The organism is Budvicia aquatica DSM 5075 = ATCC 35567, assembly GCF_000427805.1.
Classification (GTDB): Bacteria; Pseudomonadota; Gammaproteobacteria; order Enterobacterales; family Enterobacteriaceae; genus Budvicia; species Budvicia aquatica.
In genome coordinates, this window is record NZ_KE386585.1 from 78,633 (window position 1) to 101,846 (window position 23,214).

The 23,214-nt window shown below is 46.5% G+C and carries 6 protein-coding genes; 2 read left to right on the forward strand and 4 right to left on the reverse strand.

Annotation, left to right across the window (positions count from 1 at the left end; translation table 11 throughout):
- Window positions 1-5: 5 nt before the first annotated feature.
- Together YWE_RS28415 and YWE_RS0122445 are read right to left on the reverse strand one after the other, a co-directional pair.
- Window positions 6-7,049 carry an autotransporter outer membrane beta-barrel domain-containing protein gene (locus tag YWE_RS28415; protein WP_051323527.1) on the reverse strand — a complete coding sequence of 2,348 codons (7,044 nt, stop codon included), beginning with the start codon at window positions 7,047-7,049 and terminating at the stop codon, window positions 6-8.
- Between the two features lie 1,049 nt (window positions 7,050-8,098).
- Window positions 8,099-8,767, reverse strand: a complete 669-nt coding sequence (locus YWE_RS0122445; protein ID WP_248595877.1) for a sulfite exporter TauE/SafE family protein — start codon at window positions 8,765-8,767, stop codon at window positions 8,099-8,101.
- Between the two features lie 186 nt (window positions 8,768-8,953).
- On the opposite strand from YWE_RS0122445, the gene YWE_RS0122450 reads away from it, so the two are divergent.
- Window positions 8,954-9,844: a LysR family transcriptional regulator gene (locus YWE_RS0122450; RefSeq protein WP_029096474.1), complete on the forward strand. Its 891-nt coding sequence runs from the start codon at window positions 8,954-8,956 to the stop codon at window positions 9,842-9,844.
- 279 nt (window positions 9,845-10,123) lie between these two features.
- Here YWE_RS0122450 and YWE_RS0122455 read toward each other — a convergent pair whose 3' ends face one another.
- The gene (locus YWE_RS0122455; protein WP_029096475.1) at window positions 10,124-19,909 is read right to left on the reverse strand and encodes an autotransporter outer membrane beta-barrel domain-containing protein; all 9,786 of its coding nucleotides are present in this window, start codon (window positions 19,907-19,909) and stop codon (window positions 10,124-10,126) included.
- 977 nt (window positions 19,910-20,886) lie between these two features.
- Here YWE_RS0122455 and YWE_RS28420 point away from each other — a divergent pair.
- Window positions 20,887-21,825, forward strand: coding sequence for a LysR family transcriptional regulator (locus tag YWE_RS28420; protein WP_051323528.1), 939 nt, complete (start codon window positions 20,887-20,889; stop codon window positions 21,823-21,825).
- A gap of 141 nt (window positions 21,826-21,966) precedes the next feature.
- On the opposite strand, the gene YWE_RS0122465 is transcribed toward YWE_RS28420, so the two are convergent.
- Window positions 21,967-23,130 carry a mandelate racemase/muconate lactonizing enzyme family protein gene (locus YWE_RS0122465; protein ID WP_029096476.1) on the reverse strand — a complete coding sequence of 388 codons (1,164 nt, stop codon included), beginning with the start codon at window positions 23,128-23,130 and terminating at the stop codon, window positions 21,967-21,969.
- Between the last annotated feature and the right edge of the window lie 84 nt (window positions 23,131-23,214).

Below are 23,214 nucleotides of genomic sequence, written 5' to 3' on the forward strand. Positions count from 1 at the left end.
CAGAATTAGAAGTTATATTTAACCCCGAAGATGGCGGATGTATCACTGTAGCCTTCGCCGCCCATCTGCTGACCAATGTTAATCCACAGGTTTAACTTAGGATCCCACTGGGCTTCAACGCCGACTTTCAGTTCACCGATATTTCTGGCACCGTCTTGTTCAACCAGCGTGCCGCCCATATTGCCGCCAAAGCTCTTACTGTTATGGATCCAGTTAGCTTCAACAAAAGGTTCAAATACCCGCTCTTTGCCTTTATCAATATCGCTGTAGCCATTGATATAAGAACGAATACCTAAGCGCGTCAGGATATTACCATCCCCTTCACTACGGATCTGGTCACCACGAGCATCGTTGAAGTTATCGGCCTTAACGCCCATCCAGACAACCTGAGCTTTTGGCTGAATAAAGAATATTTTATTATCCTTCGGTGATTCACCCACTTTAAAGGTATAGCCCACTTCTGCCGATGCCGTAAAGCCGTTTGACTTATAGCTTTCAGAAGCAAAAGTGTCGCCGGTAACGGTATTATTAAACCAGTTATACAATACCCAGGTATCAACATAGGTGCCGTTCTTATCAGCATCGTTATCATACCAAGTGCCGTATAAACCAACGCTATAGCCGTCAACCTTACCTCTGGAGCCGCGGTCGGTAACGTGTGAATCGGTGTTACTCTGCTGATTGGCATAACCGGCCATCACGCCTAAATGCCAGCGGTTTAAGTCGTCATCACTCCATTGGGCAATATCACCGCCTAACTGCAGCACATACCGATTGCTCTGAGTTTTCAACTGCTCTGAAGAATCACGGAAACGGTTATGGCCGCCAACGTGACGCATCCACATGCTGGTGACTTTCTCTTCGCCGGTTAAGGCATCGATATACTGGGTTTCACCTAAGCGATCGTGCAGTCGGGTCATAAATAAGGTATTCGCCCCGGCAATATTCGCTGCATAGCTACCTAACTCAGGCCTGAATACGGAAGGGCCCGTCGGATCGGTTGGTTTTGTAGGATCGGTCGGATCGGTTGGCCCTGTAGGGTCCGTTGGTCCGTTGTCTAATTGACTGGTCAAATACCAGTTCTTTTCATTAGCCCCTTTTCCGCGGCCTAGGCTATATTCATAAGCCCCGGCAACGATACGGCCATTTTGTTCAAAGGTACCGGCAGAATCCCCGCCTACGTGCACAACTTCAATACCATTAAGAGTTTGAGCGCCCTGACCACCAACGTTAGCAACGGTCACTAACGTCTTGCCCAGCGTATTACCATCAACAACAAGTTTATCCGTTAGGGAATTGTCATCACCCAGCACGGTATTCAGGTACAAATTACCATCATTACCCTGATAATTACCGCTCACGTGCAGTTGATTACCGGTGGCAGATGAAGCCGTACCAATATAGGTTGAACCGCTATTGGTCAGGTTTCCGCCTACCATAAAGGTCGTCGCCGGTGATAATGTGCGGGCCAGGGCCTTTTCACCCACGTATAGCGAACCCTGATTATCAATATTACCGGCAACGCCGCCGTAGCCAGACATAAAGCTATTGCTGGCGATGTTAACCTGCCGGCTTGCTAACGAAATAGGGGTTGTGCTGTTACCTAAGGTAACTCCGCCGTGATTAATATCAGTAACGCCGGTGTAGCTAACGTTACCCATTAAGGTCAACACCGTTTGACCATTCTTGGTCAGGTTGCCGGTACCGATGACATTGTTTAACAGCGTCCAGTCGGTATTAACGTCCAGTTGCAATTCGCCATTATCTTCAACGTCTGCACTGCCCAAATGTTGGGCCAAAGAGGCCGTTAACTTCGATGTATTGTCGATCTGATAACGCCCGGAGAATGATGCATTATTACCTTTCAACACTGCCTGAGTGTTGTTCAGCTTCACATCGCCGCTATTGCTTAAGTTATTAACCAAATCGCCTGCTGCATTAGTGATGTTAAGCTTACCGGCATTATCAATATCACCGATACCTAATCCGCTGATGTTATTTAGGTTAACCTGTGCAGTATTAGCAATTTCTGTTTTGGCTGATAATTGAGTATTGGCACCGTTTACCGTTAGGGTATTACCGGCAACGGTTAAAGTGCCTGCCCCGGTCAAACGACCATCAGAAACCCCACCGTCATTGATAGTCAGATGACCGCCGCTCAGGTTCACCGATGTTCCCAGCTCACCCTGCAGCTCACCAATAACCTGACTGAAAGAGGCCATTTCAAATATGCTTTGATTCGTTAACTTTAACTTTTCGGTATTGCCCAGTACGTTATTCGCCGCCATCAGCAAGGTTCCTGAACGCACGTCGGTGGTACCGGTATAGCTATTCAGCGCATTAGAGAGAGAAACCGTATTATTGGCGCCGGTATCTATTGCCAAATCACCGTTGCCGGTTACTTTGGCACTAAGATCGGCAGCCGCAGAAGTTTTTCCGCCGGAGTTCAGCACTAAAGCATCAGTACCAGCAGTTAGCAGCTCTACCTGAGTTAAGCCATAGTTGATGTACAGGCCATCGCTATCCGTTCCGGCCGTTAAGCGATAGTCATAAGTCGCATTAGCGACATGCATGTTATTTTGCTCAATCTCTGCCGTTGTCTCATCGCTAATATCTAAGCCAGTACGGTTATCAATCAACTTTAATGCACCGCCGCTGCCGCTAACGGTCGCCGTATCAAGAGCTTCAACCAGCTTTAAGATCAGATTGCCGTCATCCTGTTCCAATAACGGTGTAGTGCCTACCGCTGGTGGGGTTGGCGGAGCATAATTTTGTACGCTCTCAATATTAACCCCCACGTTACCGGTACCGGTCAGGTCCAGCACTTTACTGGTCTCAATCTGGCTAAGCTCCGGCTGGCCCGGCGTACCGGTATTAAAGTTAAGCGTACCGCCGTCAAATACCAGCCCGCCGATACTTTGTAGGCTATCACCGACCAGAGTCTCACTCTTTTCACCCAGCTTTAACGTAGCCTGAGTTAAAGCCTGCGTGTTTCCTTGCTTCAAATCGAAGGTGCTATGGCCTAACGCAACGGTACCTTCAAAACCATCGGCATCGTTATTGGTCGTGAAGTTAAAGCTCTTACCGGTGGTATTAACGCTCAGTAATCCGCTACCTGACAAATGGCTGGCAAAGGCCACGGCATCACTATTTACAATGGCAAGCTCACTGGTGCCGTCAATGTTATAGCCGGTATCGTCAGCGTCATCTTTAGAATCACCTAATGCCAGCAAGGTATCGTTTAGTGTCAGAACTGAATTATTTTTTAATTCAATATGTTCCATGTTCAGAATAGCATCCGCATCCAGAACGCGATAAACAGAATTATCCAGCTGCAGGGTATCGTCGCCGGTTCCGCCATTCAGGGTGCTAAATATCGTCCCCTGCTCGCTTGCTTTGATATCTTTTAATAAGAACAGGTCATTGCCAGTACCGGTTTTAAAGTCGGTCCCTTTACTGGTGCTGACCAGCGTAACGCTGTTATCTTTACCATTCAGCAGATTAACCTGACCGCTGATAACAGCGCCCGCTTGGTTGGTAAACGCCACGGCCGGACCGGCGGTAGTTTGTAATGCTAATTGCTCAGCACTTGCCGCTAAGATTTGGCCGTGGTTAGTAAAGGTGTTTACCTTGCCATTGCTGATATCAACAACGGATACGCCACTCACCGTAGATTTGGAATCAAGCTTGCCGTATTGATTAACTTTTTGGCTGCTGCCACCTACCACTAATGCTGAACCACCGGTAGCCTGAGTAACATAAATATTTGCACCGCTGGTAACATCGGCAGATGAGTTAGTCACTAACCCTTTCCCGCCGGCTGACTTAACGTTAATGGTTAAACCTTCGGTTCCTGCCAGATTGAGTTCAACGTCGGTGGTTTTATCTCCGGCCGTATTTTTCTCAAACAGGAAGCCGGTACCGCTATCACCATTAACGTTAATGATGACATTATCGGTTTGAGCCAGGGCTGTTGCAGTACGAATACCTGCGCCTGAGCTGACATTAATGGTCGCATCGCTTAAATGGATATTGCCAATTTCAGCGGCATTCTCGATACCATTACCGCTGCCGGTCATATCAATGATGGCTTGCACCACGTCTAACCCGATAGCGCCGGTCTGCAATAGCACGCCGTGTGCCGTGCCGCCAGCTTTAGTCTGCCCCGTTCCGTCCAGGGTTAGTGACGCGCCAACGTCAACCAAATAGGCAGCGGTTTCATCCGTTGCTTCAATGATACTGGTATTATTAACCCGCGCATCTTCACCTTTGATATGGACCGCGGTGCCCTTAACTTTAATTTCACCCTGGTTATCCAATATGCCATTGTCAACCAACACCCCGGTTTTGCCTGTTCCGTCAGTTGAGAAGTCAATGCTCCCCATATGCACTAAAGTGCCGCTATTACGGGCAATATAGCCAAAAGCGCCGTCAACAGCGTGGTCAGAACCTAACTTGGCAAAGCTGGTTAACTTAGAGCTTTCACTAAAGTTATCTTCTACTTCAATACCATCAATACCATAGTATTTACCGTCAACAACGCCGGCCGTTGCTCCCTTGCCGGCAACCCGAATAATATCGGCAGTCTGGGTAATGGTTCCGCTGGCTCCGCCTTCTACACGGATACCGGTAGAACCCTCACCATTGACGTCCATTTTTAATTTACCCGAGCTAAAGCTGGTCGCCGTGTTGGTCTTTTTATCGGTTCCGGTGACTAAAAACAGCGAGGTATCTTTTGACATAGCTGCCAGTTTTGACGAGGAAATAATATCATCAGAACCGACAAAGCTGGCGCCACCATCAAGGCGATACAGCGTTGAACCTTCAGTGGTTAACTGCTGTTCCTGAGATGTGCTATTTAGGATCTGGGACCCCAGACCGTGAACAAAGTAGCCAATTTGGTTAATACCATCAATAAAATTGACCTGTGCGTTACCATTAACGTCAATCTTAGCGCCGCTACGGGCATGTACACCGATGGCCCCTTGGCCGTTCAGATTAACCTTACCCTGAATATCCGCAGAGGCATCTTTACCTTCAACCCAAATAGCAATATTTCGGGTACCGTTAGAGATATCGGCGCCGCCGTCAATATTGATAACGCTGGTTGCACTGGTTGATGCAGAGGCGCTTTTATCGGTAGATAACACTTTTAAAGCAACGGCATTAACGCCGTTTAATTCGATAAGGCCATTATGTTGAATATCAGTAGCACCGGTATTTTCAGCCCACATTGCAACATTCTGCAATGGGTTTTCCGAAGCATTGCCATTGATAATAATGTTACCATTATTGATCAAAGAGCTGCCTGCATCATCGCCGGTGGCAATCATCCCTATCGCATTTTCGGTTTTAGTCCCGATAGTAATAGTGCCGCTGTTGGTGGCTGTTCCTTTAATCAGGCGGATACCCTGTTGCGAAAGTTTATTGGTGGTGTCACTGACGCTTTCCGGCGTAACAACATTATATTGTGCCGCCCGGCCAATATAAATTAGGCCGGTGGATTCATTGGTAAAGGTTGAACCCTCACCGTCAACAATTGCTCCGGCCAGATCGGAATCAAGGAAGTTATTGGTCACACCAAGATTCATTATTCCGCTGTTTTTTGTCTGCGCACCTGAGGTTGTCTTAATGAGGTAGTTGGTATCCATCGGTGCGTTAGAGCCTTCCACATAGCTCCAGCCGGCCAGATTCATAATCCCATTATTTATAAAGCTGGCATCTTTACCATCGGCAGTAACGGCAAAACCCTGAACGTAAGCAAAACCGTTAGGGTGTGGATGAGATGAAGCAGTATCCCAATCGTCACCGGCAATATAACCGGATGAAATAACGCCGTTATTCACGCCGGTACTCTTATCCATGATTCTCATCAGATAATAGTGACCAGATAGCTTGCCGCCCTTTTCTACCTCAATATAGCCGCCTTCTCTGGCAACCATAGCGCCTAAATAGTTGATTCGGGCATCGATCTGCCCGCCGTCCTTAATAATACCTTTTGCGCCATTGCCGTCAGCCAGGATAACGGCGTTATCACCAATGGGTAATGTAACTTCATCGCCGGGAGTTATCGTATAGGAAAAAGTCCCTGACTTTTCTGTAAAGGTTACCGCTTTGGCTAAAGCATCATCATAGGCCTGCTGCGATTTAATCTTGCCGTCCTTTAATGCCTGAATCAGAGCATTATTATAGTTTTTTAGCTGCTCGGCATTAGTTACGGTATGGCTATTGTTATCAAAGCCGATAAACGTGCCCAGATAGTTTGGCGTACTATAGTCGAAATTAGTGGTACCAGTTCCCGCAGCTGCCGGGCTCCAGGTTTCAAACACCACTAAATTTTTAGAAGTCCATTCGACGGTACTACCCGGTCCTTTAGCCACGGTTAAGAAACTTTCTTTGGCGGCCATTTTAATGGTGTTTTCTTTATGGGTTGATTCCACCGAGGAATTGCCCAAATTAACCACCAGCGTGCCATTCTCGACGGTAGCAAAACGGGTATTTAAATATTGTTCGCCGTTAACATTATGCGGGATAGCGGTAAACCAATAGTCAGACGCTCCCCACATTGATGACCCTATTTGATCGGAGTAGTAGGTCGCAACAATGATATTTGCTCCGGTGATCTCATCCTTGGTAGTCACACCGTTGGTTTTATCGCCAAGCACCAAATGTTCTTCACTATTGGTGCCCGCAACAAGATCGCCAAGCTTGAAGCTGATATAGCCCGGGTCACCTAAAGCAATGGTCGTGACATCACCCGTCAGGGTAATTTTGTCACCATTGTTGACATATAAAGCCCCGACCTTATGGTCATTTGTTTTCGGGTCAAACATGTTGGTGATAGAACAACTGCCGCCATCAGCAACCGCAATTCCGCCGTCAATACCATTAGAGGTATTGCAACTGGAAGCGTTGGCCGCATTGGCAAAATATAGAACTCCGCTACAGGCCATAATAACACCGGCGGCAACTTTACTCAGTTTAGCACCGCTGATTAAGCCACCGACGCTCAGAAAAGGGGGATTGGTTGAATTGTGTTTAACTGACATAGCTAGCACCTTCCTTGTTATAGCATTCATTTATTGATTTCTAGATTGATGTGAATTTGTGTTATTTTGTTATATTAACATTCCGTTACATTAACATCTCGTTACATTAACACTCAGAATCACTAACATTGCCAACAATCTAAAAATAATACATCAAGAATTCCACCACACACTATGGAATATATAAATCATTCATAAGAACGATACGAACAGAATGATGCAAAATACATCAAAGAGTGAAAAGATCAACAATAATATAGATCAAAAGCGTTTTTAAAAAAAATAAAACATAACAAAAATAGCCATTAGCAAACTAACTAAATTTAAATTAATAAATAAAAACATTAAAATCAATAAGATAAAATAAACAATTAATTAAAAAGACAAACTAATAACAATTGTAAATATTATCAATAGCGTTAGTTCCACAATGAAACAAAGCGATCAAATAATGAACAAATAAAGATCAAAAGGGTGTGCTAATTAAATTAATAACTTATTAACATATTGACCAAGATCATTAAAAATAGCATCTGAAAAGTTGTTTGATATTTTAAAATTAAAAATAAGTATATGAGGACATAAGTTTTAAGAAAGAATCATTGCGTGTAGCCAGTTCTAACGCCGCACAGTTGACATAAAACCTGAAATATATTTTCTCTTAATCATTTTTTATATCGCTAAAATGGGTAGTGCTTAATCAAGTAATGTCGTTCACTGCTATTCACTAATCAACGCCTGATTTATGGGTAATTTATCTTTATTAGCTCAGACTGATTTGACATTGTTACAGCACCGAGCTTAACCTAATTTAGCATGGCAGCGCTGTGCCAAAAGCTGACAAAATAACATCAGAAAATATTTAAATTCCGCACAAGTCTTGTTAAGGCTGGGATAATGTCACCGCCCGGAGGCCTTAACGTACGGTTCAAGTGCACCCGAAGAAAGCTGAGTTCCGACCATGGGTTACTGTTCATTGCATCCTCCCGGTTGTTACCCCTTCAGAACAGATCGCCTATTGCTGCATCTTGTCCTACAGGTCTGATAAATCAAACAAAGGGGCGTAAAATCAACTCCATTCCGAGCACAATCAGAAACAGGAGAAAACACTGTCTGAAACGTTTGGCACCAATGCGCGCCCGCACCTTCTGCCCCAGCCACATCCCAGCCAAAGCAGGCAATATAGATAAAAAGGACAGTGAAAACTGCTCTACCCTGAAAGCATCATGTAGATAAAGCCCCACGGCCAGCGCCACGGTAGAAACTGTGAATGACAGCCCCAGGGCCTGAACGAGTTCATCTTTATTGAAGCGAAGCGACTGAAGAAAGGGAACGGCCGGCATAACGAATACGCCTGTCGCACCGGTGATTACACCGGTCACGCCGCCAATAACCGGGGAAAGCCATTTCTCCCTGGCTTGAGAAACCGTAAACGACGGTGAAACCAGCGCAAAAGCAGCATAAACGATTAAAGCCACGCCCAGAGCGAATGCTGACCAGGCCGGATTAATGGTGATAAGAAGCGAAGATGCTGACACTGTACCAACTACAATAAGCAGCATCATCAGCCACAGACGGCTGATAATCAGCCTCACTGAGGGGCCGGTAAAAAGCTGCAGCATATTCGTCACGAAAGAAGGAATGACCAGCAATGCCGCCGCGATCGGAAGTGGCATAAACATGCCAAGCAGCCCCATTGCTACGGTTGGTAATCCCATTCCGGTCACGCCTTTTACAAAACCGGCAAGGATAAATATCAATGAAAGGTAGATATACAGCTGTTCGCTCACAAAGTTTGCCCCGACATAGAATTTTCAGTGATTCAATCATCTCACCTGTTAGTAGACAATCTGGTTTAAGTGGGACATGCTTCGGATAATCCGAAGCATGAGGTAAATATCCCTATGAGACTGGATCTTTCTGATTTGAAACTTGTCGTCTGTATCGCTGATGCCGGAAGCATTACCCATGGTGCGCGATGTGCCAGCCTGGCCGTTGGTTCGGCCAGTGAGAGACTTAAAAACGTAGAGGACGATACCGGGGTGAAGCTGTTTTCACGGCATCCTAGGGGCGTCAGCCTTACAGAAGCCGGTGAGGTCCTCGTACGTCATGCCCGGGAAATACTGTCCCAGCAGGAGCGGCTTAAAGCTGAGCTCAGCGCTTATGCAAAAGGAGTCAGAGGAAAAATAAGGTTATATGCCAATACCTCAGCGATGGCTGAGTATCTGCCCGGCAGGCTTGCAAAGTGGCTTTCAGAGCACCCGGATGTGACCATTGAGCTGGAAGAGAGAACAAGTGCGGATATCATTAACAGTATAAGTAATGGTATAGCTGAAGCAGGACTCGTTTCAGATGCGGTAGACGCCCGGGAACTCATGCTTGAACCAATGGCGGATGACAGACTTGCTCTTATCGTCCCACCCTCTCACCCGTTTGTACGCAGAGATAAAATCTCTTTCTCCGATGTGATCACAGAGCCTTTCATTGGCTTATACCCCGGTAATGCGCTGCAGGACCACATCAGTGAGCATGCCGAAGGCCTTGGCCATCCACTGACTTATCGCGTCAGAATGAGCAGTTTTGAAGGGATTGGTGAGATGGTCAGTAGCAGTATTGGCGTAGGGGTTCTTCCTGTATCAATAGCTGAACGCTTCAGTAAAAAATTTCATTACCATATATTGCCGCTAACCGATCAATGGGCGCAGCGGCGAATCTGCATTTGCTATAAAACACCGGATTCACTGAGCCCAGCAATGAGAGAATTGATCGATTTTCTCAGGGTACAAGATTTATAAATATCCCTGTTATGCCAGATTAACGCTGTCCTACTCAGTCTCAGGTAATGTTAAGAAAGCAGTTCAAGTCATGTGGTGATCAATTGTGGGTAAAACTGCGAACTTCCGCTTTTCGCCCTGAGACATTCACCCGCTGTTTTTCTCGACGTTTTTAAACGTTACACCAGTAACGAGCCGGTATTAATATCTTTAGTCAGGTTATTTGGCTTTATCAGGAGTCTTTATAAAAAAAGGACGCTCAGTTTTCACTGCACGCCCTTCTGTTTTTACTTCAACCGATCAGAACCGATATTTCACACCAAAAGTTACCGCGGTATCGCGGTAACCATTATCTCCCATCCGCTGAGCGACGTTACTCCATAGATTGATATTCTGGTTGAGTTGACCTTCCGAGCCCAGCTTCAGTTCCGCTACATTACGGCTGCCGGACTGCTTAACTTCAGTGCCGTCAAGTATTGCTCCGGCCTGTTGGCTGTTGTGCAGCCAGTTGGCTTCGGCATACAGAGTAAACAGCTTATCAATGCCTTTGTCTTTATCACTGACGCCGTCACGGGAAACTTTGACGCCCAAACGAGTTTGAACGTTATCATGTCCGGAGGAAGAGGCTTTGGTGCCGCCTGTTTCTATATGATCATCAGCGGTGATGCCGTTCCAAGCTATCTGGCCTTGGGGAGTAATAAACACGTCCCCGTTTACCCCCTGATACACCGGTAAACGGTAACCGGCTTCTATAGAGGCACTGAAGCCGTCCATATCGTAAGACTCTTTGGCGACATCCTGACCGTTTACTTCGGCATCTAACCAGCTGTACTGTACCCAGCTATCTACATAAGCGCCGTTCAGGGTCTTGGCATCCTGATACCAAGTACCGTAAACACCGGAGCTGTAGCCATCAATGATGCTATTAGCTTTATAGCCGGTCTTTTGACTGTGAACTTTACTGTCAGCCTGACCGTAAGCCATCATCACGCCTAATCCAAAGCGGTCAGTATCACTAAGCTGAGTAGTGAACACTTCACCGCCGCCCTGCACCACATAGCTATTGGTAGCGGTACGTAACTGACCGCTGCCGTCGCGATGTTTATTACGTGAACCTTCCTGACGCAACCATAGGCTGGAGTTCTCCGCCCGGCCTTCACGATCGGCTAACCGCAGGCTAAACAGATTTCCTGCCGCCGCCATATTAGCCATATAACCACCGGCTTCCGGACGATAGACTGACGGGTCCGGACTCAGTGAACTTAAGGATGAACGTAAATACCAGTCACCGTCGGCTGGCGTAGCAATCCCCCCCTGATACAAAAAGTATTCATAGGCCCCAGCGATGGCCCGACCGCTTAATGTGAACTGAGCATTAGAGCGGCCCTGTACATCAATCAGCTTAATCCCGTTCTGAGTTTGAGCCCCTTCCCCCCGGGCACTCAAAACAACAACCTTGCTATTACCTTCAGTATTGCCGGTAATACGCAATATATCGGTGGAGGATGAGTCACCGTCCAGCGTTGAATTAAAGGTAATAGTGCTGCTATCGGTACCGGTATAGTTACCGTCAATAATAAACTGACCGTGAGTTCCGCCGGTTAAAGCATGACCCATAATCAAATTACCGCCGCTGGTCACATCTCCGATAACGCTGCCATAGCCACCCAGTGCGCCATTTTTGCCAATGGTGACATCGCTCTTAAGCACTGCCTGCGTGGAGTTCGCAGCCCCGCCAACCAGCAACAGACCGTTCTCAATGTTGGTTAACCCGGCAGAAATATTATCCGCCTCTAACTGCAAGGTACCATTGCCTTTCTTGACCAAAGTACCGTTGCCGCTGACGATATTATCCAGCGTCCACAGATTAGAGGTATCAATAGCAAAGGTACCGCGGTTATCAATGGTGGCGATGCCTAACTGGCTCTGTTCCGTGGCGGTTAAAGTGGTACCGGTATGGGTGGTAAAAGTGCCGCCATAACCGGTGTTATGGCCGCCCAGATAGATGTCTGCCCCATTATTCAGTACGGTTGCACCGCTGCCGTTCAGGTTGTTAAACAGTGTACCTTTGGCTGTATCTAAGTTCAGAATTCCTGCGTTATTGATGATACCCCGACCTAAACCCTGTGGTTTAGTCAGTCGGGCCGTGGTCCCGAACTCAATCTCGGTGGTACCAATAAAATGGCTGCTGTTCTGATTCAGGCTTAAGGTATTGCCGGTCAGGATAAGCTTTCCCTGCCCGATAAATGTACCGTCATTCAGTCCACCGTTGGTGATAGTCAACTCACCATTGTTTAGGTTAATCACGCTGCCGGCCATCGCCGCCAGAGAGCCCAGAACCTGACGATTACCGTTCAGATCTAATCCGGTACCGCTTTGCATATTCAGCGCTGACGTCTGGCCTAAACTATTGTGAGTAATCAGCTCAATATTACCGCTGTTCAGGTCTGTAGCACCAAGGTAATCACTGCTGGCGTTACCAATTCGTACCGTGCCGTTGGCCTTAATGGTAAAGCCACCATTACCGGTCAATTTAGCCCCCAATGCGTTATCAATTGCGCTAGAGTTGTCCAGAATCACAGATTGCCCGGCAAAGGCATCAATCTGTGTCAGGCCAAAGCCCAGATACAAACCGTCACCTTTAACCGAACCAAAGTAGCTGTAGTAAGCGTTCCCTGCGGTAGTTCCGTCTTGTATCAGACCTACAATCGAATCCGGAGCGACCGACGTACCGTCGAGCTTGGTTACGGCTATTTGTGTTCCTACTCCGTTGACGCTATTAGTCGCTCGCACGACCACATCGAATACTCTATCATCCTGGTCAAACAGAGAAACGCCGGTGACCGGGATCGGATTCGGTAAATTCCCCGGAGTGGTGATAGCTAAGTTACCGCCACCAACCACATCTAAGGTATTTGCCGTCAGTAATCCTTCAGGAAGGTGATTCAGGCGGCTGAACTCCACTTCCAACTGACCGCCGTTTAGGGTCAGCCCACCGATAGTGTGGTTTCCCATAAGCTGAGTACTGCCGTTGGTATTCAGTTGTAAAGTGGCCTGTGCCAGCGCGTTATCTGCATCGTTATTCAGCACAAAGCGACCGTTATTCATAGTTACCTGACCGGTAAAGTTGCCACCAATTGAAGAGGCCTTCATGCTTAACTCCTGGGCTTTACCGCCCAAGTTTACTAGCATTTGACCGCTACCGCTTAGCTGGCGGGTAAAGTCAACATTGGTGGTATCACCATTGGCTTTCATAATCGATAATGTGCCGCCTGAATCGAGATTAATCTCACCGATGGCACTGGCCAGATTATTCAGTTCAGCTACCTGCAATGTACCACTGGCTACATTAACCTTGGCCGCATTGGTACTGTTATTACCGGTCCAAATTAAGGTGCCGTCACCGGTTTTGGTCATGGTACTGGAACCATTGCTCTGATCATCCCAGCCGCTCATACTAGCAGTGACACCACCATCAACAATCACACTGCCATTTTTCACCAGCGAGATATCCCGCAGAGAGGCCAGATCGGCAGTAATCTGTAAATCACCGCCGTTCAGCAAGGTCTGATTCGACATCCTGCCCCCCCCCAGATTTTCATCGGCAGAAATTGAAACGATGCCGCTCTGAATATCCGTTTGACCGCTATATGTATTGGTACCGCGTAAAATTAAGGTACCGCTATTTTGTTTAATCAGATTACCGTTACCGCTGATATCCGCAGCCAGAGACATCTCAGTACTGTTATTGGAGATAAAATTACCCCCGTTAATAATGCCGATAGCTCCGCCAATATGCTTCGCCTCACCGATAGTTAGCCGGGAATCGTTATCAATACCTACTATGCCGCTAAAGTTGCGGTTATCACCACTTAAGGTCACATCACTGCCGGCATAGCTATTAAGCTTGCCGCTGCCGGAGAGCGCATTAGCAAATGTACCGCTGGTATCAATCAGCGTCACTTCACCATTGGTAATAACATTGCCCGCGCCTAACGCCTGTAGATCTTCCAACAAAGCCTGTGCCCCGGCATTCACCGTAGTCGTTGCACTTAGGCCGATGTTAGCATTGGTGACGGTTAGCGTCGCGTTAGCGCTAACTCTCAGATTACCGCTACCGGTCAAGCTACCGGATGAAGTACTGTTGGCGGTCAGAGTTAAATCGCCCCCCTTGAGGTCTAAGGTGGAACCTGATTTACCGTCCAGAGCCCCGATAGTCTGAGTTTTACCGTTAATATTCGCGGTAGTGGTGCCCGCTAAACTAAGCTTCGAGGTCGCGCCAAATCCATTATCGGCGCCCAGTATAACAGTGCCGTTTTTCACATCGGTTATGCCGGTATAGGTGTTATTCAGATTGCTTAGAATGAATGCATCTGCACCGTCACCTGCGTCAATACCAAAGTCACCGCTTCCGGTCAATTTGGCAGACAGCACTTTCTCAGCGCTGTGAGCGGTGTTAATCACCAGTTTATGCCCGCCATTTGCCAATAGCTCTAGCTCAGTCAGGCCATAACCCACATACAAGCCACCAGCCGTTCGGTTATTGTCCACGGTGGTTAGACGATAATCGTAGTGGCCGTTAGCCGCATGAGTACCGCTTTGATATACCGCAGTACCGTTAGCATTGCTAATTACATTCCCGAGTTCATCCGTTAGCACTAAATTACCGGCTGCACCGGTTACCGTTGTAGCACTAACAAGCTGGATTATGGTGTTGGTCTGCTGATCTAACAGTCCGCGAACTTGGCTGACGCTCGGTGCAACCGCACTATCGATAAACGTGTGTGTAACCTTAATATTGCCGGTGCCTGAGGCATCCAGGGTGTTAACCTGAATGCGATTATCAGCTGTCGTTGCACCGGGAATACTGATACCGAAATCGACCGATCCGCCGTTAAATATCAGCCCGCCAATCACCTGATTTCCTTCACCGACGATGGTGGTGTTATCACTCATCACCTTTAGGGTAGCATTGGCCAGAGCATTGGTATTACTATTTGACAGAGCAAACCGGGCGCTGTTCATTTGCACAATACCGGTAAATTGGTCGCCGGCGGAGCCGCCAAAATTAAACTCACTACCGGAATGAACAGCGATCAGCCCGTGGCCGCTCAGAGCATGGTTAAGGGTGTAATCACCGGAAGAATTGAGTATCAGTGATGATGTACCGTCAATAGCAATCCGACCAAATGATGTAGCCGTATCCCCCATCTGAATCGCTTGTGCGGTAGTAAAATCTGCACCATTGATCAGATTCAACAAATCGAAACGTTGGATATTGGCAGAATCTGCCAAGGTATAATTCGTACCGTCAAAAGTCAGACTATTATTAGTCCCTCCGCTACCCGCATCCAGGGTACCAAAGGTGGCCATATCTTTGACCAGTACCGCATTATTACCGCCGGCACCGGCAATCAGTCTGGCGATTTGTGCGCTGCCTGATAGCGTCAGGTTATTATTGCCAGTCCCCAACGTAATCGCGCCAGCTTCTGAAGTGCCGCTGAAAGTTAGTCCATTCTCTCCGTTACCGGTGGTGATATTACCCATCGTTGAGCTATCGACAGTAAGCTGATTAACGCCATCACCTAACGTCACGTTGCCTACAGAAGAGGATTCACTCACCGTTATCCGATGGTTCCCTCCTCCTACCATCACCAGATGACCTATTTCTGACGCGTCACTCACCGTCACGTTCTGAGCTTTAGTCCCGGCCAGCATAATCTCGCCGAGATGCTTTGCCCCCTCTGAAGCGATCAGAGTATTAGCGCCGCCGTTAGCCTTAATACGACCGGTTAGCGTGCCGCCGATCAGGTTAATCAGATTATCCCCCGAGGTAAAATCCAGCAGGCCGTGGATATCACCGGTATTGGTAAAGGCCTTATCACCCACGTTAGACATAGCAATAGCGGCAATATCCATAGAGGATGCAGTAATAGTTCCGCTATTATTAATTATCTCAGCGTCATGGACATTCAGCACATTACCGTTAGCCGCCGTGGACTGAGAGACTAATACTCCAGAGTTCACCACAGTTTTAGCCCCGCTAACATCAATGGCTGAACCGCCGGTAGCACTTTTAACGTTAACGCTAACTCCGGTATTGACACTCCGATTATTGCCATCCAGTGAGGCTTTTACCCCAATACCGCTGCCGATAACGTTAATTTCCAGATTAGCCGAATCGGAAAAGTCCAGATTCGCCGCGACATTCGTCCTGTCTTCATTAAGATATAAAATACCGGTACCATCGGTTACATCAATCTGGCCTGAGTTAGCCTGCGCCAATGACGCTCCGGTCTGAATACCAATGCCGGTTCCGCCCAGCTTAATATAGGTGTTATCAAGCCGAATACCTTCAATACCTGCTACGTTATGAATACCGATACCGCTGGATGAGGCATCACTCATATCAATCACAGTATTGGCCACGTTCAGGCTAAGGGCTCCCTCATCCAACAGAATACCGTCCGCCGTGCCTTTGGCCTTAATCGTACCGGTAGAACCTGAGATCGCACTTAAGTTTAACCCGGCGCCAGTATCCACATGAATAGCGGCTTTACCTCCGGCTGCTGTAATTTCACCGGTGCCGGAGTTAGTAATTGTACTGTCACTGCCTTTAATGTGAATCGCTGTGCCGTTAGCCTGAATATTACTGCGATTAACCAGATGGCCATTGTTAAGATCTATCGCCGTATGGCGGCTACCTATTGATAAATCGATGGTACCCTTATTGTCGATCTCACCGCCGTTCTCGGCTAAAAACGCCGTTGAGCCGCTGCTTCCGGCTACCGAGGTCACCAAGGCATTATTTTCTACCTGACTGTTCACCCCGCTGGCTTTACCGACAATCGCCCTATCACCGCTGATATTAAACTGGGAACCGGCATCAATCACCGCTTTACCCGCATTTTCAGCCAATACGCCGGTAGCATTGGTACCTATAGTCAACTGACTACCGCCTGCTAATGTAGCAAGTGAATCCACACCGCTCACCCGAATACCTGAGGTAATTTTATCGCTGCCGGCTTTACCCGATAGATTCAGATTCAGCACACCGTTCAGGGTTGCTGTATCAGTAACATAAAATAGCGTGACCCCGTCGCCATTGACCTGGGTGTTAGTGGTACCTGCTTTGGTGATAATTTTAGAACCATTGCCATCAACCCAAAAGGCAATTTGGTCAGAATTATTGATGTCAAAATTAACGGCAACATTGTCATTTAGCGTGACGGTACTACCCGCGGAGGCATGAACACCAACCGTGCCGGTGCCGTTCAAATTAACCTCAGCCGCATTAATACCGTTACCTATAGTGACAGAAACTTGGCTACCGTCAGCCAGTACTCCGGTGGTACGAGTTCCATCATTCAGGCCATCCCAACTGCTGTTTAACGTCAGATTTCCGGTAGAACTTAATATAGTCGCCAAGGTATCCGCTGATGCTTTAAGACCGACAGCCCCCATGCCACCTAAAGTCATATTCCCGCTGTTAGCACCGACCGCACCTTCCTCCACTTGAATGCCGGTGGTGTTATCGCCGCTAAAATAAATATTACCGGAGTTGGTTAACGTCGCCAAATTACGGGCAATATAACCAACCACACCATCCAGCGCCGAGTTCAAATTGGCACCGGCAGTCAACGAGGTGGTTTTTTTCTCCACATCTGTCATGACTTTTTCAACACCGCCCAGATCGTGCCCTTGGCCGTCGGCGATACCGGCAATTGCACCTTTACCAGAGAGATTAATGGTGCCCGTACTGCCAATTGTGCCCGTGGCTCCGCCCTCAATCAGAAAGCCGATGGCCTTATTGCCTTTTACATTAACCGTCATCCCGCCGGAATCAACAGAAGAACCCGTACCGGTAGCCACAATCACATTGGCGTTATCACCGGAAGCTGACATGGTCGAAGAGATATCAGACGAGCCGGTAAAGGCTGCTCCGCCGTCAAGGCGCATCAGAGTGGAGTTATTGGTAGTAACGTCTTGTGCACCGGTACTGTTATTAATAATTTTGGAATCAGCACCGTAAATGTAGTAACCAATCTGGTTTTCACCATGGTTAAAGATGACTTTTCCTGCACCGGATAGGTTAATTACGCCTTTATCTTTGGCATGAATAGCAATTGCATTATCGCCGGTCAGGCTAACCGTACCTGAAACCTCCGCGGTTGAATTGGCCCCTTCAACCCAAAGGCCAAAATTATTAAGATTGTTCGCAGTTTGCTTACCAAAAACGTTAATAATACCGGAAGAAATAGCCTTGGCGCTGCTAAGTACTCGCATACCGATATTATTGGTACCTTTAACATTGATCGTGCCGGCATTGGTAACGCCATAGGTCCTGTCGCTCAGAGCAATACCAACATTGGCAGCTGCGGTGTCAGATTTCTCACCTAAAATGTCAATAATACCGCTGGCGCTGTTAGTAAAATCAGCATTCCTATTGCCTGTATTGATGATCACGGCGTAGTTACCCGCAGTATTTTCGCCTAATACCAGTTGGCCACTATTTTGGTTATTTCCATCAGTGGCAGTCACCGTCATAATCGAAGAACCTACTGCAGTATTTATCGCTGTACCGTCCGCCAATAAACCCAGCGTCATTAATCCTTCGTTATTTACCGAACCAGAATTAGCATAAATACCTTTGGTTATATTAGGTATAGCAACGCTGGTATCAGTAAGGTTCATTATTCCTTTATTGGTAAACATAGAACCCGACTTCAGCGAAAGTGCAAAGGTAAACTCGGAATCAGAAGAATAGGTGGATTGAGATAAGTTTATTATGCCACTCTCATCGTTAATAAAGTGACTACCCGCACCGTGTAATACGCCTAAATAGTTTAGCCTGGCAGTTTCCTTATTATTATCAATTAACCCCTGATTAATAAAAGTACTACCGCCATTAACGATTATTCCATAGCCATACCCCCAACTAGTGATGCGTCCTTTGTTGATACCGGTTGCACCATTGTCCAACAGAACCAGTGAGTAAATTCGGTTATTGTTATTAATCACGGTACCGGTCAGCGAACCGGTCACCTCTACGGTAGCTTTGCTACCGTTACCATACAGTGCGGCAAATTGACCGACATCAGCCGTTAAGATCGGGTCAGTAATCGGAGTACTTTCTGGTGCCGTATTGATCAGATAGGAGACGTTTACCAGCGTATAGGCTTTGGCTAATTCAGCATCGTATAGGCTGCCTTTCAGATCACCTTGCTTAATTTGTTGAATTAGCCAAGTGTTATAGTTCTTTAGCCCTGCAAGATCGTTAATTGCAATGGTTGAACCATCAAACGCAGTGATTGATGTTTTATAGTCATGATATGAACTGTTATGTGTAACCGGTGCGATTCCCACCGTACTTATCACCTGATTAATCGTATTATCGGATGCCCAAATAGCTTTAGCATCCTTCGTATCACTTTCGGCAGAAACTAATTGGGTATCTTTAAAAATCCCACTGATATTGGAGGCTCCTATATTAATCGTCGCCTCACCGTCAGTAACTTTTAAAAATCCGGCCTGATAGTAATAAGGGGCTGAAGTAATCTCAGGATCCAAAATAGACACCGTGTTGTTTCTTAGGATTTGTGTCATTGTCGATGAGTTATAGGTACTGACAGTACTCGTAACGCCAGTCAACGGATCGGTCAACACAATACTATTGTTTTTATTACCAAAAGTGATAAACGGCTTACCATTAATTTTATCGGTATTATTTGTGATATAGCCCTGATCAATAGCATCGTTAACCGTGACAGTGATAATGCCATTGCTGGTTGCACTATCAAATATAGACGGACCCGTAATCGTATAATTTTTCCCATCACCTATTACTGCGGTTTGTACGCCACTGTTAGCCGTCGCGTATTTCCATTCGCTAGCAAGCTTACAGGTTAATAGTTGCGGATCACAGTCAGGTGCGGCAAGCACAGAAGCAGATAGCAGCGATAGTCCCACGCCGATTCCTGCCAGCTTTTTATTCGTAGCGCTTTTTACTTTTCCGCGACCTAACTCTGAAGTAACAACCCACGAACTCAAAGCGTTGTTCCAAATAATTCTATAGATTCTATTCACAGATATAACCTCCTATCTTTAAGCCCAATAAATAGATAGAAGTCTACTTATAGATTTTTAAAAACACATAACGTGAATTATTAACTATAAACAAAATACCTCTATATGTGTTGGCGATAGTAATTCACTATCTATTTTTAAATAAATTGTTAATAACGATAAATTTAAATAATTCAATAATCAAAACCTATCAAAACAAATATACCGATCGATTATTACGATCAAATTGCATTACATTATCAATCATAAATTACTACATTAAATTTACAAAACAAATTAACAAATTGATTTACAACAATAAATAAACCTTGGAGTAGTAAGATGAAATTAAAATATAATTTATAAATTATTTAACTAAAAATAAAATAAAAATATCACTAATGCGTTATATAAATGAAGTTATTGTGAATAAAAAGGACATATCAGCATTAATGTATAATTTATATCAATAGAGCAAAATTAAGTAACGACAGGAGATAAAAAAGGTTGGTAACATATATTTATAATAAATTATAAATTCATTTGTTATAATATGCTTATTAACAATATTTCTGCTTAAAAAACAGTCCAAAAACAGATAAAAAACTGGCTGTCGGTCTCATATGTTTTCTTAAATATTCATCCAGACTTATTAAGTGTTGCTCTATTATTATTCAATCCGGCCGCTGTTGGCGGTTATAGCCCATAATGTATACATCGTCATTAATGTTAGTTTGATAACAGAATGGCTCAATTTGGGCCCTATCGTAGATTTCTTCCGCATAATCAACAGCAGAATATTTACTTTTTCTGGCGGCCGAATACCGATATTTTACGCTGGGTGAGACTTAACGAGAATCTTGTAACAGCAAAAATTCTGCACAACGCCAAATGTGATCTTACAAAAGAAACCTTTAGCCTTAATCCATTACAATCAGGAAAGGATGCGGTCGTTAAGCTATCCCCTTTGTTATTCGGGCATCAAATGGAGCAAGAGAGTGCAGCATTCTCATCACGTTGAATTAATCTGGCTTGAAGACTGTCGCGCACTGGCAGAAACGTTGAATTTTTCACGCGCAGCCCAGCGCAGAAATGTCACTCAGCCGGCATTTAGCCGACGCATACAGGCATTAGAACAGTGGACCGGAACGCCGTTATTTGAACGAAACCGTCGTGAGGTAAAACTGACTAAAGCCGGCGAGGTTTTTAATCAACAGGCTATAAAGCTATTACGTATGATTGGCACCATGCATCAGACCACGCTGGAAGCCGCCGGCGTTTCATCACCGATGCTCATTTTTGCCGCTACCCACTGCCTGTCATCAACCTTTTTTCCCGGCTGGATTAGAAAAAGCCAGGTTGAGCATGTATACGAGACCCTCAAGCTGGTTTCAGATACTTTATCAGCCTGTGAAAGAATGTTCTTACACGGCGACGCACAGTTTTTGCTGTGTCACTGCCACCAAAACACCCTCGACCATTTAACTCCCGGTCAGTTTACCAGTCTGAAAGTCGGCCAGGATGAGTTAATCCCGCTGTGCGTTTCAACCGGCGATGGGGTAACGCCAAAATGGCAGCTCGCCCGTCAGACCAAAGATGTTCCTTTATTGTGCTATAGCAATGATTCAGGATTAGGGCGGATTATCAATCATTGCCCGAAGGTGGCTGATGCAGTCAGGGAGATGAAAAAGGTATTTACCTCTGATTTAGCAACTTCACTATTAGCCATGGTGCGAGCAGGTGACGGCGTTGCATGGCTGCCTCGTTCACTGGCTGAATCAGATCTGATGAATGGCACATTAGTTAATGCCGGTTCTGAAGCCCGTGACTTCAGCGTTCCTATTGAGATTCGCCTGTTTCGCCCCGCAACGCCGCTACCTGCAGCGGCAGAAAAGCTGTGGCACAGTTTGAAACGGTATCGGCTTAAGCCCGGCTGAATACTCCGGTGTGTTTCCGGGTTTGAAAATAGTGATTATCAAACCCGGAGATTAAGTTAATACTATCGAATCATGCCGGTTTGCTAGCAAACCAAATCTACGCAAATCTACGCAAATCTAAAATTAAGCCGCCGGATAAAATTACTCGGCTAATTCCCTCATAACCTTAATCAGGTCTGATTTACCTTCAAAACCAATTCCCGGTAGCTCAGGCATCACAATATGGCCGTTCTGAACCGAGACTGAATCAGGGAAGCCGCCATAAGGCTGGAACAGATCGGGGTAGCTTTCGTTACCGCCGAGCCCCAATCCTGCTGCGATATTTAACGACATCTGATGCCCGCCGTGAGGAATACAGCGCTTCGGTGACCAGCCAAATTGCGCCAGTACGTCCAAAGTACGCAGATATTCAACCAGCCCATAAGATAACGCGCAGTCAAATTGCAGATAGTCACGATCGGGACGCATGCCGCCATGGCGCAGCAGATTGCGGGCATCCTGATGGGAAAACAGATTTTCTCCGGTTGCCATCGGTCCCGGATAGAATTCAGACAACGCCGCCTGTAGGGAATAATCCAGAGGGTCACCGACCTCTTCATACCAGAATAGCGGGTATTCCCGCAGCATTTTGGCGTAGGCAATGGCAGTTTCTAAATTAAACCTGCCGTTAGCATCAACCGCTAATTGGGCCTGATCGCCGATCTCATCGAGAACCGCATCAATCCTGCGGCGATCTTCGTCCAGAGAAGCACCGCCGATCTTCATTTTAACTACCGTGTAGCCACGGTTAAGATAGCTGCGCATTTCTTGGCGCAGTGCGGCCAGATCTTTTCCCGGATAGTAATAGCCGCCGGCGGCATAAACAAAGACCTCAGGATTAGCTTCAACGCCTTTCATCTCTGCCAGCATGCGGAATAAAGGCTTACCGGCAATTTTGGCCGTTGCATCCCAAATCGCCATATCCAATGTCCCGACGGCAACGGATCGTTCACCATGGCCGCCGGGCTTTTCATTCACCATCATCGCATTCCACACCCGATGGGGATCCAAATTATCACCTTTATCGTTTAACAGACTGTCCGCATCCGCCTGCAGAATACGCTGTTGAAAACGTTCGCGGATCAGGCCGCCCTGACCATAGCGACCATTGGAATTAAACCCGTAGCCGACCACGCGCCGACCATCAACCACCACATCGGTGACTACCGCGACCAGGCTGGTCGTCATTTTACTGAAATCGATATAGGCATTTCGGATAGGAGAAGCAATCGGCTTGGTTATTTCAACTACGTCAATAATTCGCATGGCTAATTCCTTTGGTTAAGCAATTATATTGATGACCGGTACCCGAAATAACTCGAGTGACATTGAGGCCAACCAACTCCGCCA

Coding starts and splice junctions, on each gene's coding strand:
- YWE_RS0122465 (WP_029096476.1), bottom strand. CDS start 23,130: ATGCGAATTATTGACGTAGTTGAAATAACCAAGCCGATTGCTTCTCCT.
- YWE_RS28415 (WP_051323527.1), bottom strand. CDS start 7,049: ATGTCAGTTAAACACAATTCAACCAATCCCCCTTTTCTGAGCGTCGGT.
- YWE_RS0122450 (WP_029096474.1), top strand. CDS start 8,954: ATGAGACTGGATCTTTCTGATTTGAAACTTGTCGTCTGTATCGCTGAT.
- YWE_RS0122445 (WP_248595877.1), bottom strand. CDS start 8,767: ATGGGATTACCAACCGTAGCAATGGGGCTGCTTGGCATGTTTATGCCA.